The sequence below is a fragment of the Streptomyces sp. NPDC052042 genome, from assembly GCF_044548345.1.
Taxonomy (GTDB): domain Bacteria; phylum Actinomycetota; class Actinomycetes; order Streptomycetales; family Streptomycetaceae; genus Streptomyces.
The window spans coordinates 30,521-50,491 of the sequence record NZ_JBIUBU010000008.1 but is presented as its reverse complement, the minus strand read 5'-3'; the positions used below and the strand labels follow the sequence as shown (position 1 = coordinate 50,491).

The following is a 19,971-nucleotide window of genomic DNA, read 5'->3' as shown; positions in this document are numbered from 1 at the left end:
AACCCATTGAACATCGAGATGTCCGAAAAGGCCCGCCTCAGGCGCGAACTGCTCGCCGCGCGACGCCTTCTGACCGGGGAAGACGCGGAAAACTCCGCGATGGTTCTGTCCCGGAGCGCACTGGATCTTCCGGAGCTTTCCGAAGCCCGTACCGTCGCCGCCTATGTCTCGGTCGGAAGCGAGCCGGGCACCCGCGCGCTGCTGGACGCGCTGCGCGCGCGGGGCGTACGGGTGCTGCTGCCCGTGCTGCTGCCGGACAACGATCTGGACTGGGGCGTGTACGAGGGCGCCGGACGTCTGGTGCGCGCCGGTCGCGGCCTGCTGGAGCCGGACGGGCAGCGGCTGGGCCGGGACGCCGTCCTGGCGGCCGACGCGGTGCTGCTGCCGGGACTCGCGGTGGACGCGCGCGGAATGCGGCTCGGACGCGGCGGCGGCAGCTACGACCGGGTGCTGGCCCGGCTCGCGGCGGCGGGGGCGCACCCGGCGCTGGTCGTCCTGCTGTACGACGACGAGGTGGTGGCCCGGGTTCCGGTGGAGCCGCACGACCGCCCCGTGGACGTGGTGGTGACTCCGGCCGCGATCCGCCGTACACATCGCGATGCGGAGCCCGGGACGGGCGGTACGCCCTGACCCGCGACCGGCCCGCGCGCAATGAGAAGCGGCGGCGGTCTCGGGGTGGGCAGCGGCGCCGGGGAACGGCGTGCGGCGTCCGGGAAGGCGACGGGCGTCCGGGAAGGGCCGTTCGGCACCCGAAGCGGGCCGAACGAGGCATGGGCACGGGGCGGGCCGAACGGGGCGCGGGCACGAGACAGGCCGAACGAGGCACGGGCACGAGACAGGCCGAACGGGGCGCGGGGCGGGCCGATGGCCCGAGATCCCGGGGCCTCTGTAGGCGCGCGAGGCCGGGATACGCCCGAGAGGCCGGAACCGCGCATGCCAAGGGGCCGGGGTCTCGCGCTGTTGCGAGGCCCCGGCCCCTTTCTGCGGCTTGAGAGCCGGCTGTTGGCTCCTGTGGCTTGAGCGACTGGTTCTGGTTCCTACGGCTTGAGGGTCAGGGTGTCGGCCGTCGACTTGGTCACCGCGTTGGTCCCGAAGGGCCAGTCGAGCAGTTCGCCGTTGACCCACTTGTCGGTCTGGTCGGTGTAGTGCGCGGCGAACGCGTGCCCGGAGGCGCCGGTCAGGTTGATCCAGCGGGACTTGTCCCAGTCGCCCACGTTGACCACCATCCGCATCGACGGCACCCAGACGACGTCGTAGCCGCCCGCCGCGTTCCAGCCGGTGGCGTTCACCGCGGCCTCGCCGCCGCCGAGGTTCCACGGGCCGCGGTTGAGGAGCCGCTTGAGCACGCCCGGGCCCTCGGTGCCGAGGGTCTGGTTCTTCAGGGTCAGCTGGTGCAGTCGGCCCCAGCTCCAGGTGCTGATGTCCTTGCCGAGCTTGGCGGTCAGCTCCCAGCGGGCGTCCTTCATGGCCCGCGCGAAGAGCTCGTCGCGGGTCTCGGTCGCCTCGTCCCGACCGCTCTTCGACGACTTCCACCAGTCGCTCTTCTGATCGTCCAGAAGCTCCGTCACCACCTGGTACCAGCGGTCGCCGCCGTCCGGCTGGGCCGAGGTGGCGTCGCGCCGGCCGCACTCGCGCACCAGCTTGTGCCGCTCGTCGACCGGGCCCGAGCTGTCGGCCCGGCGCACATTGAGGCACTCGCCCTCGACGCGGAGTTCCTTGGGCAGCTTGTTGCCGAAGGCCAACTTGAGGATGTTGCGCCAGACCGCGTTGAAGTACGCGGCCGCGGCCGAGTCGGGCTCCTGGGCGTAGTCCCAGCCCTCCAGCAGCTTCTGCGCCTCGCGGATGCTCTTGTCCGAGATGTTGATCTTCATCAGCTCGGGCACCAGCAGCGCCGCGATCTCGCTGACGTTGTCCATCTGCATCTTCTGCATGTCTTCGGTCGAGATCTTCCCGCCGCCCTTGATCTTCGACTCGATGAGGTCGTTGATCCGCTGGCTGCGGGAGCCGTAGCCCCAGTCCTTGGTGAGCAGGTGGGCGTACTTCTCGTCGATGACTGCCTGGTTCGCGGTGACGATGTAGCCGCGCTTCGGGTTGTACTCGTAGGGCAGTGCGTCGAACGGGACCGGGTCCTTCTCCCAGCCGTACTCCGAGGACCAGCCGGGGCCGGGCACCGTGCCGTCGCCGTTCTTGCGGACCGGGACCTTCCCGGGCGCCTGGTAACCGATGTTGCCCTCGGTGTCGGCGTAGATGAGGTTCTGGGACGGCACCTCGAAGAGCTCGGCCGCCTTCCGGAAGGAGGTGAAGTCCTTGGCCCGGTTGAGCGCGAAGACCGCGTCCATGGAGTGGCCCGGGTCCAGCGCGGTCCACCTGAGGGAGACCGCGTAGCCACCGGCCCGGTCCGGGGCGACGCCGGCGACGGGTGCCTTCTGGCCGACCTTCTCCAGCTCACCGCTGCGGTCGGAGACCAGCGGGCCGTTGCGCGTCTCGCGGATGGTGATCGTCCGGCTCTTGCCGCCCGCGACCTTGATGATCTCGTCGCGGGTGATGAACGGCTTGACCTTGCCGTCGTACAGGTAGCCGTCGTCGGAGACCTTCTCCAGGAAGAGGTCGGTGACGTCCGCGCCGAGGTTGGTGAAGCCCCAGGCGACGTCCTGGTTGTGACCGATGATCACACCGGGCATGCCGGAGAAGGTGTAACCGGCGGTGTCGTACTGGCACTTCGAGCTGATCTCACGGCAGTGCAGCCCCATCTGGTACCAGAGCGAGGGCAGCTGCGGAGCCAGGTGCGGGTCGTTGGCGAGCAGCGGCTTGCCGGTCGTCGTGTACTCCCCGGAGACCACCCAGGAGTTGGAGCCGATGCCGTTGCCGTTCGGGCCGAGCAGCGCCGGCATCTTGTCGAGGGTGTCGGAGAGCGAGGCGAGCTGGGTCTGCACGCCTTCGGTGACGCCCTGCACGGTGTCCGTGCCGAGGCCGGACGGGATCGGGCTCGCGTCCGGGTCGAACTTCCCGGTCACCGAGGAGACGGCGCCCTTCTCGACGATCGGCTTGTGCTTCTCGTACGGGTAGTCCGGGTAGAGCTGCTTGATCTGCTTCTCGTCGAGCCTGCTGGCCATCAGCGAACGGTCGATCTCGTCCTGCATGTTGCCGCGCAGGTCCCAGGCCATCGCCTTGAGCCAGGCCACCGAGTCGACCGGGGTCCACTCGCCCGGCTTGTAGTCGTTGGTGAGGCCGAGGGCGGCGTACTCGACGGAGATGTCCTTGCCGTCACGCCCCTTGAGGTAGGCGTTCACGCCGTCCGCGTACGCCTGGAGGTTCTTCTTCGTCTCCTCGGAGAGGACCTTGTCGTACTCCTCCTGTGCCACCTTGCGCCAGCCCAGGGTGCGCAGGAACGCGTCCGTGTCGACCTGTCCGGCGCCGAACATCTCGGAGAGCCGGCCGGCCGTCGTGTGGCGGCGGACGTCCATCTCCCAGAAGCGGTCCTGCGCGTGGACGTAGCCCTGGGCGCGGAAGAGGTCGGCGTCGGAGTCCGCGTACAGCTGCGGGACGCCGTAGCCGTCGCGCTTGACCTCGACGTCCCCGTCGAGACCGTCGAGCTTGATCGTCCCGGTGGTCTGCGGATATGAGGCGCGCACGGTCGAGACGGACCAGAAGGCTCCGTATCCGATACCCGCGACAAGCGCCAGCACCAGAACGATCACGATCAGGCGGGCGCGTCGCCCCTTCTTCCTGCTGGTCTTCCCGGCGGCGGAACCGGCCGTACCGGAAGGGCCGGAAGAGGCGGTTGTGTTGGCGGGCATCGCTGTCCTTCGAGGGGCAGGTGGTCCTGGGAGTGCAGGAGCAACGATAGGCGCAGAGCCGGGGCGGCTCTGACGCGGTATCGAAATGGGTCCGGTTCCACCGCGGTCGTCAGTGGTTGTGATGAATGAAGGAACGCGTCAAGAAAGCGTTAAAGATTAGGTAAGGTAACGAAGTACCGACGACCGACAGCCGCTGCCGAGGAGCGGTCCGGTCGAGCCCGCGAAGCCGCTCGCACCGGCCGATTCGGCAGGCGCACGCAGGGAAGGAACGGCCACTGACTGTCCACACGCTCAACGAACTCCTGCTCGTCTGCTCGCTCGTGCTGCTCGTCGCGGTGGCTGCGGTACGCATCTCGTCCCGAAGCGGGCTCCCCAGCCTGCTGCTGTATCTGGGCATCGGGATGGCCATGGGGCAGGACGGCCTCTTCGATGTGAAGTTCAACAATGCGGAACTGACCCAGGTGATCGGGTATGCCGCACTTGTCGTGATCCTCGCCGAAGGTGGTCTGGGCACGAAGTGGAAAGAGATCAGACCCGCCCTGCCGGCCGCCGCCATGCTCTCCCTCGCGGGAGTCGCGGTGAGCGTCGGCATCACCGCGGCCGGAGCGCACTATCTCGTCGGTCTGGACTGGCGGCAGTCGCTGATCATCGGCGCGGTCGTCTCGTCCACGGACGCCGCCGCGGTCTTCTCCGTGCTGCGCAAGGTGCCGCTGCCCGCCCGGCTCACCGGGGTCCTGGAAGCCGAGTCCGGCTTCAATGACGCCCCCGTGGTCATCCTGGTGGTGGCCTTCTCCGCCAAAGGGCCGGTGGACACCTGGTACGCCCTGGTCGGCGAGATAGCCCTGGAGCTCGCGATCGGCGCGGCCATGGGACTGGCCGTCGGCTGGATCGGCGCGTTCGGGCTGCGGCGTGTGGCACTGCCGGCGTCCGGCCTGTACCCGATCGCCGTGATGGCGATCGCCGTGTCGGCGTACGCGGCCGGCGCACTGGTCCACGGCAGCGGCTTCCTCGCCGTCTACCTGGCCTCGATGATCCTCGGCAACGCCAAGCTGCCGCACTGGCCGGCCACCCGCGGCTTCGCGGACGGGCTCGGCTGGCTGGCCCAGATCGGCATGTTCGTGCTGCTCGGGCTGCTGGTCACGCCGCACGACCTGTACGCCGACTTCTGGCCCGCGGTCATCGTGGGGTTGGTGCTGACAGTGGTGGCGCGCCCGCTGGAGGTCTTCATCTCGCTGGCACCCTTCCGGTTGCCGTGGCAGGAGAAGGTGTTCATGTCATGGGCGGGGCTGCGCGGCGCCGTCCCCATCATCCTCGCGACCATTCCGATGGTGGCGGGGGTCGAGGGCTCCACCCGCATCTTCAACATCGTCTTCGTGCTCGTCGTGGTCTACACCCTCATCCAGGGGCCGACGCTGCCCTGGATGGCGAAGGCCCTGAAGCTCGCCGAGGATCCGGCCGAGGCGGCCGACCTGGGTATCGAGTCGGCCCCGCTGGAGCGGCTGCGCGGCCATCTGCTGTCGGTGGCCATCCCCGGGAAGTCGAAGATGCACGGCGTGGAGGTCGGAGAGCTGCGCCTGCCCGCCGGGGCCGCGGTCACCCTTGTCGTGCGGGACGGGAAGAGCTTCGTCCCGGCGCCGTCCACCGTGCTGCGACGCGGCGACGAACTGCTCGTGATCACCACCGACCCGGTGCGCGACGCGGCGGAACGCCGACTGCACGCGGTCGGCGCGGGCGGCAAGCTCGCGGGCTGGCTGGGCACCACCGGCAGCGGCGGGGAGAGCCTGGCCAGACCGGATCTGGCCCATGTGGTGCACGACGTGGCGCATCCATGGAAGGCCGCGAAGAAGCGGGGGAAGTCGGACGGGCCGAGGGCCCATCGCTGACGGCCGGATGCCACCGCGTACGCGGTGTGTGTGGCGTACCGGAAGCGCGCGGCGCATGTGAGGTGCGCGATGCGGGCCGCGTGGTGGGCGTCCGACGTGACGGCCGGCATGTGCGCCACGCACGTGACGGGCATGACGGGGTGACGGGCGTGACGCGCGTGACGCGCGTGATGCACATGCTGTCGGTTACGGGCGTAATGGGCGTGATGCACGCGACAGATGTAGGGGTGCGCCCCAAGGGAACGCCGGTTGTATCATGCGGAAAGTCCGACCGGTCCCTTCCTGGGGCCGTCGGTCCGCTTGACCACATCGAACGACCGACTCTGCCTGATGCAGAGCTGGCGCGACCGTATGGCGGTCGTGGCGTCCTCCGCCCTGCTGAGCGCCCGGCATCTACCGCAGTTCCGCGCGAAGAGGACAGCTCTCGGCAGCACTCGCCCCGAGCCGGCGCCCGCCATGCCGGACCGGCCCCGCGGTGCCCGGCCACCAGGCGGCAGAAAGGCATGGGCCGTGGCATCCACGGTCACTGAACGGCCCGGTTACGGGCAGTTGCTGCGCACCCCGGGTGCGTGGACTTTTCTCCTTCCGGGCTTCGCCGCACGGCAGCCCTTCGCGATGCTGACGATCGGCATCGTCCTGCTGGTCCAGCACACCACCGGCTCGTACGGCAGCGCGGGCGCCGTCGCCGCCGTGACCGGTGTGTCCATGGCCCTGTTCGCGCCGCAGACCGGCAAACTCGCCGACCGGTTCGGCCAGCGCGCCGTGCTGCTGCCCGGCGTCCTGGTGCACACGGCGTCCGTGTCGGCGCTGACGGCACTGGCGCTGGCCGATGCGCCCCTGTGGGCACTGTTCGCCGCCGCCGTGCCGACCGGTGCGTCCGTTCCGCAGGTCGGGCCGATGGTGCGGGCCCGCTGGGCGGCCGTCCTGGGTGCCGCCCCGGGCCGTGAGGCGTCACCGCTGCTGTCCACCGCGGCCGCCTTCGAATCGGTGACGGACGAGTTCACTTTCGTCATCGGTCCGGTGCTCGCCACCGCGCTGTGCACCGGCGTGCACCCGGCGGCCGGGCTGAGCGCGGAGGCCGGGCTGACGCTGGTCGGCGGCCTGTTCTTCGCCGCCCAGCACCGCACCCAGCCGCCGGTGCGTGCCACCGCTCCCGGTACTTCCGAGCGGCACGCGTCCGCCCTGTCCATACCGGGTGTGCGGGTGCTCGCGGTGGCGTTCCTGGGGATCGGCGTGGTCTTCGGCGGCATGCAGGTCTCCCTGACCGCGTTCTCCGAGGAGATCGGCCGGCCCGGAGTGAACGGCCTGCTGTACGGGATCTTCGCGGCGGGCAACATGCTGTCCGGTATCGCCTGCGGCGCCATCGCCTGGCGGAGCGGACCGCGCCGCCGGCTGATCGTCGGGTACACGGCGCTGGCCCTGACCGCGTCCGGACTGTGGGCGGCGCACTCGGTGTTCCTGCTCGCCGGGCTCGGACTGCTGGCCGGGCTCTCCATCGCCCCCGCCCTGATCGGCGGCTACACACTGGTCGAGTCGCTGGTGCCGGCATCCGCCCGGACCGAGGCGTTCACCTGGCTGACAGGCTCGGTCGCGCTCGGCCAGGCGGTCGCGGTGACGGTCGCAGGACGGCTCGCCGACGCCCACGGCGCGAGCTCCGGCTTCATGGTGCCGCTGGTGGGGACCGTGCTGGCGCTGGCGACCCTGGTGGCACTGCGTTCACGACTGGAGCACGCCGCTCCGGGACGGACCGTGGCGCGTGGTGTCGGTCACCGGAAGTCCGTCGCGGTGGACTGAGCCGACGGAATACGTCACTATGGAGCGTCGTTAGCACTCATTGAGTCAGAGTGCCAGGAGGAGCAAGTGCCGACCTATCAGTACCAGTGCACCGAATGTGGCGAGGGCCTCGAGGCGGTGCAGAAGTTCACCGATGACGCCCTGACCGTGTGCCCGAGCTGCAACGGACGCCTCAAGAAGGTGTTCTCGGCGGTCGGTATCGTCTTCAAGGGTTCCGGTTTCTACCGGAACGACAGCCGGGGCTCCTCGTCGAGCAGTTCCCCGTCCTCGGCCAAGGGCAACGGTTCCTCTTCGTCCGACTCCTCGTCCTCGTCTTCTTCGTCGACGGGTTCGGACTCGAAGGCGTCCGCCTCCTCCTCGTCCACCGCGTCGTCCTCGACGAGCGGTCCGTCGGCCGCCTGAGCCGGACCGCTTTCCGCGTCACGCGCGTTTGCACGAGACTCCCGAGTTCTCGTTTTCAGGAGACTCCCGAGTTCTCTGGGACTCGACTTTTCTGGACCCGCTTCTCCAGGATGCTGTGTGCCTGGACCCGCTTCTCTGGGACCCCGCCGATCCGTTCGGCGGGGTCCTTCGGCGCTTTCGTCCGCCCTCGGACCCCGCCCCGCACGGCTTGCCGCTCAGGTCGTGCCCGCCGGCCCCCTGTCTTCGCACGACTTCCCCTCTCAGACCCGGCCATCGCACCGGGCTCGCCAAGTCCGGCCCGCGCACCGTGCCATCCAAGTCCTGCCCGCACACCGCGCCATCCAGGCCATGCCCAGCACCACGCCTTCGCACCGCCGCCTGCCGTGCGGGGGAGACAGGGACGTGCGGGGGGGGGGGGGGAGACAGAGCCCAGTGCCGTGACCGGCACTAGTGTGATCGCATGGTGAACGCAGAGACCGGTGTCATCGGCGGTTCGGGCCTGTACTCCTTCCTGGAGGACGTCACGGAGGTGCGTGTGGACACCCCGTACGGACGGCCGAGCGACTCCCTCTTCGTCGGCGAGGTCGGTGGCCGCCGGGTCGCCTTCCTGCCCCGCCATGGACGCGGACACCATCTGCCACCGCACCGCATCAACTACCGGGCCAATATGTGGGCGCTGCGCTCGGTCGGCGTGCGTCAGGTGCTCGGCCCGTGCGCGGTGGGCGGTCTGCGCCCGGAGTACGGGCCGGGCACCCTGCTCGTGCCCGACCAACTGGTGGACCGCACCAAGAACCGTACGCAGACGTACTACGACGGGGAGACCCGCGCCGACGGCACCGTCCCGAACGTCCTTCACCTGGGCTTCGCCGATCCGTACTGCCCCACGGGGCGCAGGGCGGCGCTGGCGGCGGCCCGCGCGGGGAAGTGGGAGCCGGTGGACGGGGGCACGCTGGTCGTCGTCGAGGGCCCGCGCTTCTCGACCCGGGCCGAATCACGCTGGCACGCGGCGATGGGCTGGTCGGTGGTCGGCATGACCGGGCATCCGGAAGCCGTCCTCGCCCGTGAACTGGGGCTCTGCTACACGACGATGACGCTGGTGACCGACCTGGACGCGGGAGCGGAGGCCGGAGAAGGCGTATCGCACGACGAGGTGCTGAAGGTGTTCGCGGCCAACGTGGACCGGCTGCGGGCTGTGCTCTACGACGTGGTGGGCGCCCTGCCGGCGGAGTCCGGCCGCGACTGCCCGTGCTCGCGTGCGCTGGACGGCCTCGACCCGGGGATCGAGCTTCCGTAGCCCGTTTCTTCACACTGCCGCCTGCTGTGCGGTCTCCGGCCGGACGCCGCCCGTTCGAAGACACGAGCCGGCAGCGTGGGCGGGCTGTTGGGGGACGCATGCGGGCGGGCACGGCATGACGAGGGTTTTGCTGTGTGACCGTTGTGGCGCGGGTGGGTGACGGAGTTGTCCACGACGCCTGGGCCATGCACAGGCCTCAGCGAGAAATCCGCGGACCCGGGATCGTGAGGGGTGTTCGTCCGAAACTCCTCACAGCAGGTGGTGTTGGCCATGTCCCCGTCGTCCCGGAATCTCCCACCGTCCCTCGCGTCGTCCGAGGATTTCGCATCGCCCCAGTCCCTCCGGCCCTTCTCGCCGTCCGTGGCATCCGCTTCGGCCGGGCCGCCCATGTCATCCACCATGTCCGGGCGGTGCGCTTCGGCCACCTCGTACAGGTCCTCCGGGACGTGCACGCCGACCGGCCCGTACATGCGGTCCACGCAGTCCGCATCGCCCACCGTGTCCGGGCCGCGCGCGCCGACCGGACCGCCCGCACCGGCTCCGGCTTCCCGGGCCGTTCCCGTCCCGGACCCCCCGGCGTCCGCGCCCCCGCGCTGTGGCGTGCCCGCATTCGAGCCATTGCGGGTGCGTGGGGGCGGTGCGCACCGGCTGCGACGGGCGTTGTGGCGGCAACGCCGTACCGTCGCCGCCGGGCTCGCCCTGACGGCTGCCGCACTGGCGGCGACGGGACTGGGCGGGGGCGGCGCGAGCAGTGACCCCGCACATGGCGCCGGAACGAGCGCGGGCGGCACGGCCGGTGCCGCGCCGGAGGGGGTGCATCCACCAGCCCCGTTGGTGTCCGCTCCGGTGCGGATCGCGGACGCGGGGGCGGTGCGCCTGTTACGTCCGGGCGACCACGTCGACGTCATCACAGCCGGAGAAGGACGAGAGGGAGAGGGCGCCAGAGTCTTGGCCAAGGGCGCGCTCGTGGCGGATGTGCCGCAGGCCCCGGCCGAAGGTCTCAGGGAGGAAGGCGCGTTGATCGTGCTGTCCGTCCCCCGCGGCACCGCCGCCTCGCTGGCCGGCGCCGGGATCTCGACCAGGCTGGCGGTGGTCCTGTGCTGACCCGTCCCGACCGCCGACACCAAAAAACAACTAAAGCCGCTAATCGGGTGTTTCTTATGCGTACTGTCGTAAATTTCGGAGCAGTTTGCTTCACCCACGGCACACGCGAAGGAAGACTCACCCGTGAGCGAGAAGAAGAAGGCCGGTGTGCTGGAAGGGTTCAAAGCCTTCCTGCTGCGCGGCAACGTGATCGACCTGGCGGTCGCCGTCGTCATTGGTGCCGCATTCACCCAGATCGTGAACTCGGTCGTCAAGGGAGTCGTCAATCCGCTGGTCGGCGCGTTCGGCACCAAGGACCTGGAGAGCTACAGCTCCTGCCTCAAGGGGCCCTGCGTCACGGACCCGAAGACGGGCGAAGCCACCGAGGGCATCCGGATCCTGTGGGGCTCGGTGCTCAGCGCCACCCTCAGCTTCTTGATCACCGCGGCCGTCGTCTACTTCCTGATGGTGCTGCCCATGGCCAAGTACCTGGCCAGGCGGGCGGCCATGCAGGCGGCGAAGGAAGGCATGCAGGAAACGCTGGAGGTGAGCGAACTGGAGGTCCTGAAGGAAATCCGCGACGCCCTCGTCTCGCAGCGCGGCGGCCCGACGGAGGAGATCGCCGGCACTGATTCCGGCGGGACTCCCGGCGCGGACTCCGGCGGGGGCCGGGAGGACCGGTAGCAAAACGCACGGCGGGGGCACCGGCGGCAGCGTCGTCGGCCCACGACCGAGCGGAGAGCTCAGATGTGGTGGGGCGGCTTCTCGTCCAGGAAGCGCGCCAGATCGTCGGCGGCGCTGTCACCGGCCGGGGCCCGCTCGCCCCACCCTCGGTCCGTATCGTCCGCGGACTGCTGATCCAACGGATCGTCGAAGATCAGAGTCGGTCTCGGCTTCGGCCGACCCGGCTCCGACGACTTCGAATCGCGCGGGCCGGGGGCGGGGGCGGTGCTCATGTATCCAGGGTACGGCGGCGGTCAGCGATCCTTCGGGTCGAGCCTCCACAGCCCGAGGACCACGAGGAACGACAGGCAGAGAAGACCGGCGCCCCACCAGGCCGTACGGGTGTCCCCCGTCATCCACGCGTCGACGACGACGGTCAGTCCCCAGAGCTGCCCCGCGACCACGGTCATCGCCAGCACCAGCCGGGCCGTCAGCTTCGAGGAGCGTTCGGGTTCCTGCTCGGTTCCCGCGCCCGGAGCGGGGCCGGTATGCCGGACGCGGGGGTCGCCGTAGCCGCTGGTGGCACGGATCTGCGGATAGCCGTGGTGGACCGGGCGGTTGAGTTCGGGGCGGGCACTGCCGGAACGGTAACCCGGGCGCTCCGGGCGGTCGACGCTCGCCGGGTCCTCCAGGCCCTCCGCGTCCTCCGGGCCCGCTGGGTTCTCCGGGTGGTTCGGGTGCTTCCGGTGCTGCGCGCGCTCCCGGTGTTTCGAGGGCTCGGAGGGCCCGTGGCCGCCCGGGGGCCGCTGGGCCCCGCCACCCCTGCTTGAACAGGCGACGGGCACCGGGCGCGGAGATCCAGACCGTGTAGCGGTAGGCGACGCCGAAGGCGAGGAAGACGGTGGCCACGGCATACGGGAGGAGGGCGGAGTCGAAGTTCTCCAGGAACCGGCTGCCGAACACGATCGCGAAGACGAGCAGGGCGGAGACGAGAACACCCGCGCACGTCGCACGGGCGGTGACGGAACGGGGCCCGGCGCCCCGGAGCGGGACAGATCGACTCTCGGCGTGCTTCCCGGTGGGAGGCCTCCTCCCGGCTCCGGCGGGCGTCCCGGGCGAGGCGGTGTCGGCAGGCGGCGCGGTTCCCTGATCCCCTGGGGGGCCGGTGGGGGCACTGGGGACGGGCTCTGCCGCCGCAGGGTCGTCTGGTGGCTCGGTCACGCCGCCACCGTAGGGATATACGTGATGGTTGGCCCTGTTTTGCGGTTCGGCAGAGTGAGCCGTTCGCCCGTCCGGGGCCCGGAAGACGGCCGGAAACGCGCATGTCGACCCGGGGTCCGGGCGAGACGGTTGAGGGCTCAGGTAAGGGTCAGGGGCCCGAGCAGCGACCCTGGCCGGGTCGGGTTGACGGTTGAGGGCTCAGATAGCGGCCCGCCGCTCGGGCAGCGGCCCGGGGCTCAGGCAGCCACCTGCGGCCCGGCGGGGGCGAGCGGTCTGATAACGGTCCGGGGTGCGCGCCGGCCTCCGGCATGGCGTCCGTCGCACACCCTTTTCCTCATCTGATGTGCTGTTCCTCACGCCAAGAATGACTGCCCGCAGCCGCACCGAGGAACATCGCGCGTCAACCCCGCTGGAGCTCCTCTTCGACCTCTGCTTCGTCGTCGCCGTGGCCCAGGCGGGCAGACGGCTGGTCCATGCCGTCGTCGAGGGGGCATGCGGCCACCGGCGTCGTCAGCTACGCGGCCGTCTCCTTCGCGATCTGGTGGGCCTGGGTCAATTTCTCCTGGTTCGCCTCGGCCTACGAGACCGATGATGTGTTGTACCGCGTGGTCACCTTCATCCAGATCGCCGGCGTGCTCATCTTCGCCTCCGGGGTGCCGCGCGCCTTCGACTCGGGCGACTGGACGGTCGGTGTCGCGGGCTATGTCGTGATGCGGCTCGCCCTGACCAGCCAGTGGCTGCGTGCCGCCCATCGCACCCGGGGGACCGAACGCCGTGTCGCGCTGAGGTATGCCGTCGGCATCGCCGTGGTGCAACTGGGCTGGATCGGCATGCTGTTCCCGACCGGGAACAAGGGGAGTGCGCGTGCCGCCGTGTTCCTCGTGCTGGTGTTTGCGGAGCTGTCGGTTCCGGCGATCGCCGAACGCGAACGCGCGACGAGCTGGCATCCCCGTCACATCGGCGAGCGGTACGGCCTGTTCACGATCATCGTGCTGGGCGAGTCGATCGCGGCGGCCACCGTCGCGGTCCAGGAGGCGATGACCGAGCACAACGCGTTTCGGCGAACTGCTGCCGCTCACCGCAGGCGGGCTGCTGATCGTCTTCTCCGCCTGGTGGATCTACTTCGCCGTGCCGATCCACGATTGCCTTCGCGGCAGCAAGGAGGCGTTCGTCTGGGGATACGGGCACTACCTGGTCCTCGGTTCCGCGGCGGCGATCGGCTCGGGCATCGAGGTCGCGGCGGAGGAGACCGTGGGCAAGGCCCCTATCTCGGGCATCACGGCCGCCGCTTCGGTCACCGTACCGACCGCGGTCTTCCTGCTGTCGGTGTGGGCTCTGCACGCCCGTCATTTCAAGCGCGATCCCGCGGAGCAGCTGTCCCTCCCGTTGGCCGCGCCGGCGATCCTGGCCTGCACGTTCGCCGGTGAGTGGGCGGTGTCGGCGGCGGGTCTTGTGGCGGCTGCGACCGTGACCACGGGAGTGCTGCTCTCCGGGCGGACCGCTCCGGCGGCGGAATGAGCGGATACCTCCGGAGGGGGGGCGCCAATGCGGGGGGCGCGGGCGGGTGCGGGGAGGTCGCGCGAGCACGGGGCCGTCGGCGGCGCGGGCTTGGACAACCGGTGAGCAGCACGATGTGCAGCCGGTCAACCCGTCCCCGGTCGTCGGGTGGGGCAGCGGGCAGTGGACGAAGCGTTGAGAGCATGTGGGAGGGGCAGTGAGCGGTAGGGCGGACGGAGCCCGGCGCGGAGGCGTACCGGTCGGGCCGGGAAGAAGGAGCGTACGGTGACGGAAGAACCGCAGGAGCGGCGAGAATCCATGACCACCGGCCCGCTGCCGCCGGGCACCACCCCGGGCGGCCCCATGGAGGGCGACTCCTCCGGGAGTGGCCCGACCGAGGACGTGCCCACCGGGAGCGCCCCCGAGGATGCCGGCGCCTCCGCGAGCGGCCTCACGGACGTCGGCGCCTCCGGGAACGCCCCGGTCGAGGCGCCGGGTGGGTCCGGAACCGGGGCCCCCAGTGCCGGAACAACCAGAACCGGAGCCTCCGGAACTGGCCCGGCCGAGGCGTCAGGGCTCTTCGACACCGGCCCCATCGGGAGCGGGCCGGTCGGGAGCGGACCTGCGGACGCACTGACGGATGTCGCCGGGCTGCGCGTCGGCCATGCACGGGTGGCGGGCGAGGGGGCACTGAGCGGCACCACGGTCGTGCTCGCCCCCGAGGGCGGTGTGATCGCGGCCGTGGACGTGCGCGGCGGCGGTCCCGGCACCCGGGAGACGGATGCCCTCGATCCGCGCAATCTGGTGCAGCGGATCGAAGCCGTCGTCCTGACGGGTGGCAGCGCATACGGACTGGACGCCGCGTCCGGCGTGATGGCCTGGCTGGAGGAACGGGGGCGCGGGGTGCGGGTGGGCCCGGATCCGTCGCAGGTGGTACCCGTGGTGCCGGCCGCGTGCCTCTTCGACCTGGGTCGGGGCGGTGACTGGCGGGCCCGCCCGAACGCCTCGACCGGTCGCGCGGCGGTGGAGGACGCGGCGGGTACGGAGCCGGGGGCGCCGGTCGCCGAGGGGTGCGTCGGCGCCGGGACGGGCGCGGTCGCCGGACGGCTCAAGGGCGGGGTGGGCACGGCCAGCGTGCGCCTGGGGTCCGGGATCACGGTGGGCGCGCTCGTCGTGGTGAACGCCGCGGGTTCGGTGGTCGACCCGCGTACGGGCGTGCTGTACGGCGAGTACGGCGCCGCCGAACCGCCGGTCGTCCCGGCGCCCGAGATCCATCGCGCGGCACTGCGGCGCCTGGCGGAGGCGCGGGAGGCCGGTGCGGCCCGCCCGCTCAACACCACGCTCGCGGTCGTCGGCACGGACGCCGACCTCACCCGGGCCCAGGCGCAGAAGCTCGCGGGAACGGCACATGACGGGCTGGCGCGCGCTGTGCGCCCCGTGCACCTGCTGACCGACGGGGACACCGTATTCGCGCTGGCCACCGGCGCCCGGCCGCTGGACCCGCACAACCCGATCGCCCTCAACGACCTGCTGGCGGCCGGAGCGGACTGCCTGGCCCGCGCCATTGTGAAGGCCGTCCGGGCGGCGCAGGGGACCCCGGACCGCCAGGGCACGGCCGGCCATCCCTCGTACAGCGATCTCTACGGCACCCCCGCGACCTCCGCATGACCGCCCCGTGCACGCCCCACCACCGCCAGGCGCATCCCCGCGCAGACGCCCCGCGCGCACGCCGTCCGACGGCCCCGCGCACCTCCCCGCACGACCGCTCCGATATTCCGCGCGACGGCCCGGCGCGGCCGGCCTTCGACGGTCCCGACCGCCCCGAGCGCCTACCGTCGCGCCTCGGCCGTCGCACACCCGCCCGGCCCCGACTCCCCTACGGGGAGAGGAAGTTCGGACGAACCGCCAGGAACCATCCTCGTGCGCCGATCGTTTTCCTGAACCCCGGTCACGATGTCTGAGCCAGGGACTACGTTAAGCACGCACCACGTAACACGCGGCAACGGCCTGGAGACAGCACCTTGAGCGATCCGTACGAGACAACCGAGCAACACCTCGAGCGACTCCTGCGACGGGCACTCAACTCTTTCGACCTGCCGGACAGTACGGTCGAAAGACTCGGTACCGCGCTCGCCCACAGCAGTTCCCTGCACTCCTCGCACCACAGTTCCGTGCTTCATCGGGAGACCTACCGGCACACGTATCTGCTGTCCGACGGGACCGCCGTCTCCCTGTGGGAGCTCGTGCACAGCGGTCCGCGGGACACGGAGGATCCGCGGTCCCGGAAAGAACCCGAATTCCGTCACCACGAGTTGTACGACGACGAGGCCGATGCCCAGGTCGCGGCCGCCAGGCTGGCGGGCGGTCTCGGGGACGTCCCGCTGTTCGGGGAAGACGGGCCGCAGGCCGATGTGGAGACGCTCACGATCCTGATGGCCGCTCCCCCGGCCCCGATGCCCCGGACGTACGCCCCGGACAACTCCGCCGACCACGCCCGACGCGTGCTGCGTCGCGCGGAGAACAGCGACGGCCCAGGCGAGGAGACCGCCCGGCTGCTGCGCGCCGCCTTCGCCCACCACATCACCCAGGTCTTCGGCCGCCAGTGCCAAGTCGGCGGGCGGAACGCCGGGTTCACGTTGTATGAGCACGCCTTCCTCCTCCTGGACGGCAGCGAGACGAGCCTGTGGGAGGTCGAGCACACGGCCACCCCCGACGGCCGCCACATGTGCGAGGTGTACACCGACGAGGACTCCGCGCGTGGCGCCATGGAGAGCCGTACGCGCATCTGCTGACCAGAGCGGGGGCGGGCCCTCGGGTCCACCCCCGCGGGCCGCCCGTGCCGGCCCCCGCCGGGTCGGGGCCCGCCGGGTCGGGGCCGTCAGGCCGCCGGCACGGGCCAGAACACCCCTGGGGGCCGAGAGGGCCAGGGCGGCACCAGGGCTGAACGAGTGGCGCAAGCAAAGCAACGGTGCCCGCCCCGTAGGGAGCGGGCACCACTGGTTTCACGACGGCAGGACCCCACGAGACAGCCCCCGGAAAGGCTTCAGAGCATCGCGACAGCGCACCCGCCCACGGCTTCAGGGCCTCACGACAGCACACCGCCCACGGCTTCAGGGCCTCACGACAGCAGCGCGGGCTCCTTGCCCGGCGCGGCGGCGCCCTCGGACCCGGCACCGGAACCGCCACCGACCCCCCTGCCCATCCCCGACTCGCCGGCCTCGGCCGGGGTGCCGCCTGCCATGGCCCCGTCGCCACCCTCCATGTGCTGCTTCGGGCGCGCGGGCAGCGCGAACATCACCACGAAGATCACCCCGAGCACTCCGGCCACCCACCACAGCGAGTGCCGGAACGCCTCCGCGAAGGCCGGTCCCGCCGCTCCGGCCATTCCTGTCTGCTGGGCCGCCGGCTGGTCGTCGATCACCCCGAAGAAGACGACCGCGACGAGTCCGAGCCCGAGCGCGTTGCCCATCTGCTGAACGGTGCTGATGAGGCCGGAGGCCGAACCGGAGTGCTCCTTCGGCACCTCGGACAACACCATGTCCGTCAGCGGCGCGACGATCAGGCCCATGCCGAGGCCCATGACCACCAGCGGCGTCACCATCTGCCAGGACGTGATGCCCATTCCGTACCGTTCGGACACCGCTGTGTAGAGCAGCAGACCGGCGATCATCAGCAGCACGCCGGTCTGGAGGACTTTACGGCCGAACCTGGGCACCAGCTTCTGCACGGAGATCCCGGCGGCGAGCGAGACGGCGATCGAGAACGGGATTCCGGTCAGCCCCGCCCGCAGCGCGGTCCAGCCGAGACCCATCTGCATGTAGAGCGTCCAGACCAGGAAGAAGATGCCGAGCCCGATGCCGAAGGTCAGCTGCACGGCGATACCGGCCGCGAAGCTCTTGAACCGGAACAGCGAGAGCTCGACCAGCGGTGAACCGTCCTTGCCCGCCTTCGCCCGCTCGAACAGCACCAATACCAGGAACACCAGCAGGCTGCCGGCCATCGACAGATGGCCCCACAGCGGCCAGCCCAGCTCCCGCCCCCTGGTCAGCGGGTAGATCAACATCAGCATCCCCAGCGTCACCAGGACGACACCGACCATGTCGAGCCGGAGCGCCTGCGGCGCCTTGGACTCGGTGATGAACCTGTTGCCCAGGATCAGGGCCGCGATGCCGACCGGCAGGTTGATCAGGAAGATCGGCCGCCATTCGAGGCCAGCGATGTTCCACTGGGTGAGCAGAGCGCCCAACAGCGGCCCCATGATCGAGCCGAGCCCGACGATCGCGCCGAAGAGTCCGAAGACCTTGCCGCGCTCGTGTGCCGGGAAGGTGGCGTGCACGATCGACAGCACCTGCGGAACCATCAGCGCGGCAGTGCCGCCCTGAAGGATGCGCGAGGCGACCAGCATCTCCGGGCTCACGGCGAAGCCGCAGAGCGCGGAGGCCAGTGTGAAGCCGCCGACGCCGACGAGGAACAGCCGCTTGCGGCCGTGGATGTCGCCCAGCCGGCCTCCGGTGATCAGCCCGGCCGCGAAGGCCAGGGCGTATCCGGCGGTGATCCACTGGATCGAGCTGAACGAGGCGCCGATGTCCTGCCGGATGCTCGGAACGGCGACATTGACGATCGTGACGTCCACCAGGTCCATGAAGGCCGCGGTCATCACGATGGCGAGGGCGAACCAGCGCCGCCGGTCCGACGCGGCCGGGGTGCCCGACGAGGCTGAAGCGGGCGATATGGCCGATGGGGCTGGAGTGACCAACGCGGCCGGAGTGGCCGAACCGGCCGAGGGGCCGGACGCCGGGGACGGCGGTGTTGCGGAAGAAGGCATGGAAAGACACTAGATGTTCATTAGGTCAGCTCATGGCCCAATGAACCGGCATCCTGGCCCGGTGACTGACATCACCGAACCGACCTCCGGCGCCGCCCGCACGCGGCCACAAGACCGTGCGCGGGCACCCCGGCCATGCGTGGTGGCGGGACCGTGCGCCGGCACCCGGCCCTGCACGGGCACCGGACCGTGCGGGAAGACGGGACTGTGCACGGAGACGGGACCGTGCACGGAGACGGGCCATGCGCGGCCGGACGACCGGGTACCGGCGCCCGACCGAACACCGTTACCCGGCCGAACACCGTTGACCGGCCGAGCACCGGCGCTCGACCAGGCTCGGACACACGACCGCACTGCGACCCGAGGGTGGGCCCATGACGAACACTCCGGCACGGCTGCTGAATCTGCTGTCGCTGCTCCAGACGCCCCGCGAGTGGCCGGGCAGCGAACTCGCCGAGCGACTCGACGTCAGCCCGCGCACCATCCGCCGCGACATCGACCGGCTCCGGGCGCTCGGCTATCCGGTCGAGGCCACGCGCGGATCGATCGGCGGCTATCGGCTGGTCGCGGGCACCGCGATGCCGCCGCTGCTGCTCGACGACGAGGAGGCCGTGGCCATCGCGGTGGGCCTGCGGGCCGGTGCCGGGCACGCCATCGAGGGGGTCGACGAGGCCTCCGTACGGGCACTGGCCAAGCTGGAACAGGTGCTGCCGTCGCGCCTGCGGCACCGGGTCTCGACCCTGCAGAACGCCACGGTTCCGCTGACCCGGGGCGACGGCTCGACGATCGATCCGCGCACGCTGACGGTGATGGCGGCGGCGGTCACCGGTCAGGAGCGGCTGCGGTTCGCCTACCGCGCGGGTGACGGCGCCGAGACCAGGCGCGAGGCCGAGCCGTACCGGCTGGTGAGCGCGGGGTGGCGCTGGTACCTCGTCGCGTACGACCTGGGGCGCGCGGACTGGCGTACGTTCCGGGTCGACCGGATCAGCGAGCCGTTCGCGACCGGGGCCCGGTTCGCTCCGCGCGAGCTGCCGACGGGTGACGCAGCGAAGTTCCTGAGCGGCTCCATCAGCAGACGGCAGCCGGAACTGGAGGTCGAGGTGAGCTTCGCCGCCCCGGCGGACTTCGTGTCGGCCAGGCTGCCACACTCGTTCGGCCCACCGGAACCGACCGCCGGGAACGGGTGCCGGATACGGGCCACGCTGACGGACTCGTTGGAGTGGGTGGCGCTCCGTTTGGCCTTGGTGGACTGCGAGTTCACCGTCCACGGGCCTGCTGCGCTGGTGACGTACCTGAGCGATCTGGGCGCCCGGCTGAACCGCGCCACACGTGCCACGACGGTCACCGCGACCACCGCGACGGCCAGGGCCACGAACACGGCCACGAACGCCGAGGAGCACACCGGTGCGCCGCCGGCCGGAACACGGCACACCGGCAGACAGGGCGTCGGCATCCAGCACGCCGGTGCGGAGCACCTCGGGGCCACGGAGGTCGGGGAGGAAGGGGCCGTGG

The 19,971-nt window shown here is 70.9% G+C and carries 13 protein-coding genes and 3 pseudogenes; 11 read left to right on the top strand and 5 right to left on the bottom strand.

From position 1 onward, the window contains the following. The first annotated feature begins 18 nt into the window (after window positions 1–18). Entirely contained in the window at window positions 19–630 is a 612-nt protein-coding gene (locus ACIHCL_RS15775) for a 5-formyltetrahydrofolate cyclo-ligase (protein ID WP_399861950.1), read from the top strand. Window positions 631–1,037: 407 nt separating this feature from the next. Here ACIHCL_RS15775 and ACIHCL_RS15770 read toward each other — a convergent pair whose 3' ends face one another. Then, window positions 1,038–3,797, bottom strand: a complete 2,760-nt coding sequence (locus ACIHCL_RS15770; RefSeq protein ID WP_399861948.1) for a penicillin acylase family protein — start codon at window positions 3,795–3,797, stop codon at window positions 1,038–1,040. Window positions 3,798–4,132: 335 nt separating this feature from the next. Here ACIHCL_RS15770 and ACIHCL_RS15765 point away from each other — a divergent pair, with 335 nt between their 5' ends. From ACIHCL_RS15765 to ACIHCL_RS15740, 6 genes are all read left to right on the top strand, one after another. Then, window positions 4,133–5,680, top strand: a complete 1,548-nt coding sequence (locus ACIHCL_RS15765; RefSeq protein WP_399862292.1) for a potassium/proton antiporter — start codon at window positions 4,133–4,135, stop codon at window positions 5,678–5,680. Between the two features lie 510 nt (window positions 5,681–6,190). Then, window positions 6,191–7,474: an MFS transporter gene (locus tag ACIHCL_RS15760; RefSeq protein WP_399861946.1), complete on the top strand. Its 1,284-nt coding sequence runs from the start codon at window positions 6,191–6,193 to the stop codon at window positions 7,472–7,474. A gap of 66 nt (window positions 7,475–7,540) precedes the next feature. Further along, window positions 7,541–7,876, top strand: a complete 336-nt coding sequence (locus ACIHCL_RS15755) for an FmdB family zinc ribbon protein (protein WP_399861945.1) — start codon at window positions 7,541–7,543, stop codon at window positions 7,874–7,876. 460 nt (window positions 7,877–8,336) lie between these two features. Beyond that, a complete protein-coding gene (locus ACIHCL_RS15750; protein ID WP_399861943.1) occupies window positions 8,337–9,170 on the top strand; it encodes an S-methyl-5'-thioadenosine phosphorylase in 834 nt (277 codons plus the stop codon). Window positions 9,171–9,794: 624 nt separating this feature from the next. After that, on the top strand, window positions 9,795–10,274 hold the full coding sequence (locus ACIHCL_RS15745) for a hypothetical protein (protein WP_399861941.1): 480 nt from the start codon (window positions 9,795–9,797) through the stop codon (window positions 10,272–10,274). Between the two features lie 123 nt (window positions 10,275–10,397). After that, window positions 10,398–10,937: an MscL family protein gene (locus ACIHCL_RS15740; RefSeq protein WP_399861939.1), complete on the top strand. Its 540-nt coding sequence runs from the start codon at window positions 10,398–10,400 to the stop codon at window positions 10,935–10,937. Between the two features lie 59 nt (window positions 10,938–10,996). On the opposite strand, the gene ACIHCL_RS15735 is transcribed toward ACIHCL_RS15740, so the two are convergent. The 3 genes and pseudogenes from ACIHCL_RS15735 to ACIHCL_RS15725 form a co-directional block, all read right to left on the bottom strand. Continuing rightward, a complete protein-coding gene (locus ACIHCL_RS15735; protein WP_399861937.1) occupies window positions 10,997–11,209 on the bottom strand; it encodes a hypothetical protein in 213 nt (70 codons plus the stop codon). A gap of 21 nt (window positions 11,210–11,230) precedes the next feature. Then, window positions 11,231–11,608: a hypothetical protein gene (locus ACIHCL_RS15730; protein ID WP_399862290.1), complete on the bottom strand. Its 378-nt coding sequence runs from the start codon at window positions 11,606–11,608 to the stop codon at window positions 11,231–11,233. A gap of 121 nt (window positions 11,609–11,729) precedes the next feature. Beyond that, window positions 11,730–12,137, bottom strand: a pseudogene (locus tag ACIHCL_RS15725) (MFS transporter); the annotation flags it as partial. Window positions 12,138–12,501: 364 nt separating this feature from the next. Between ACIHCL_RS15725 and ACIHCL_RS15720 the strand changes: the two are divergent. The 3 genes and pseudogenes from ACIHCL_RS15720 (at window position 12,502) to ACIHCL_RS15710 (ending at window position 16,426) form a co-directional block, all read left to right on the top strand. After that, window positions 12,502–13,655, top strand: a pseudogene (locus ACIHCL_RS15720) (low temperature requirement protein A). Between the two features lie 573 nt (window positions 13,656–14,228). Beyond that, window positions 14,229–15,302, top strand: coding sequence for a P1 family peptidase (locus ACIHCL_RS15715; protein ID WP_399862288.1), 1,074 nt, complete (start codon window positions 14,229–14,231; stop codon window positions 15,300–15,302). A 353-nt stretch (window positions 15,303–15,655) separates the two neighbouring features. Further along, window positions 15,656–16,426: a DUF6227 family protein gene (locus ACIHCL_RS15710; RefSeq protein ID WP_399861936.1), complete on the top strand. Its 771-nt coding sequence runs from the start codon at window positions 15,656–15,658 to the stop codon at window positions 16,424–16,426. Between the two features lie 326 nt (window positions 16,427–16,752). Here ACIHCL_RS15710 and ACIHCL_RS15705 read toward each other — a convergent pair whose 3' ends face one another. After that, on the bottom strand, window positions 16,753–18,291 hold the full coding sequence (locus ACIHCL_RS15705; RefSeq protein WP_399862286.1) for an MFS transporter: 1,539 nt from the start codon (window positions 18,289–18,291) through the stop codon (window positions 16,753–16,755). 542 nt (window positions 18,292–18,833) lie between these two features. On the opposite strand from ACIHCL_RS15705, the pseudogene ACIHCL_RS15700 reads away from it, so the two are divergent. Then, window positions 18,834–19,784, top strand: a pseudogene (locus ACIHCL_RS15700) (helix-turn-helix transcriptional regulator); the annotation flags it as partial. Window positions 19,785–19,971: the final 187 nt, after the last annotated feature.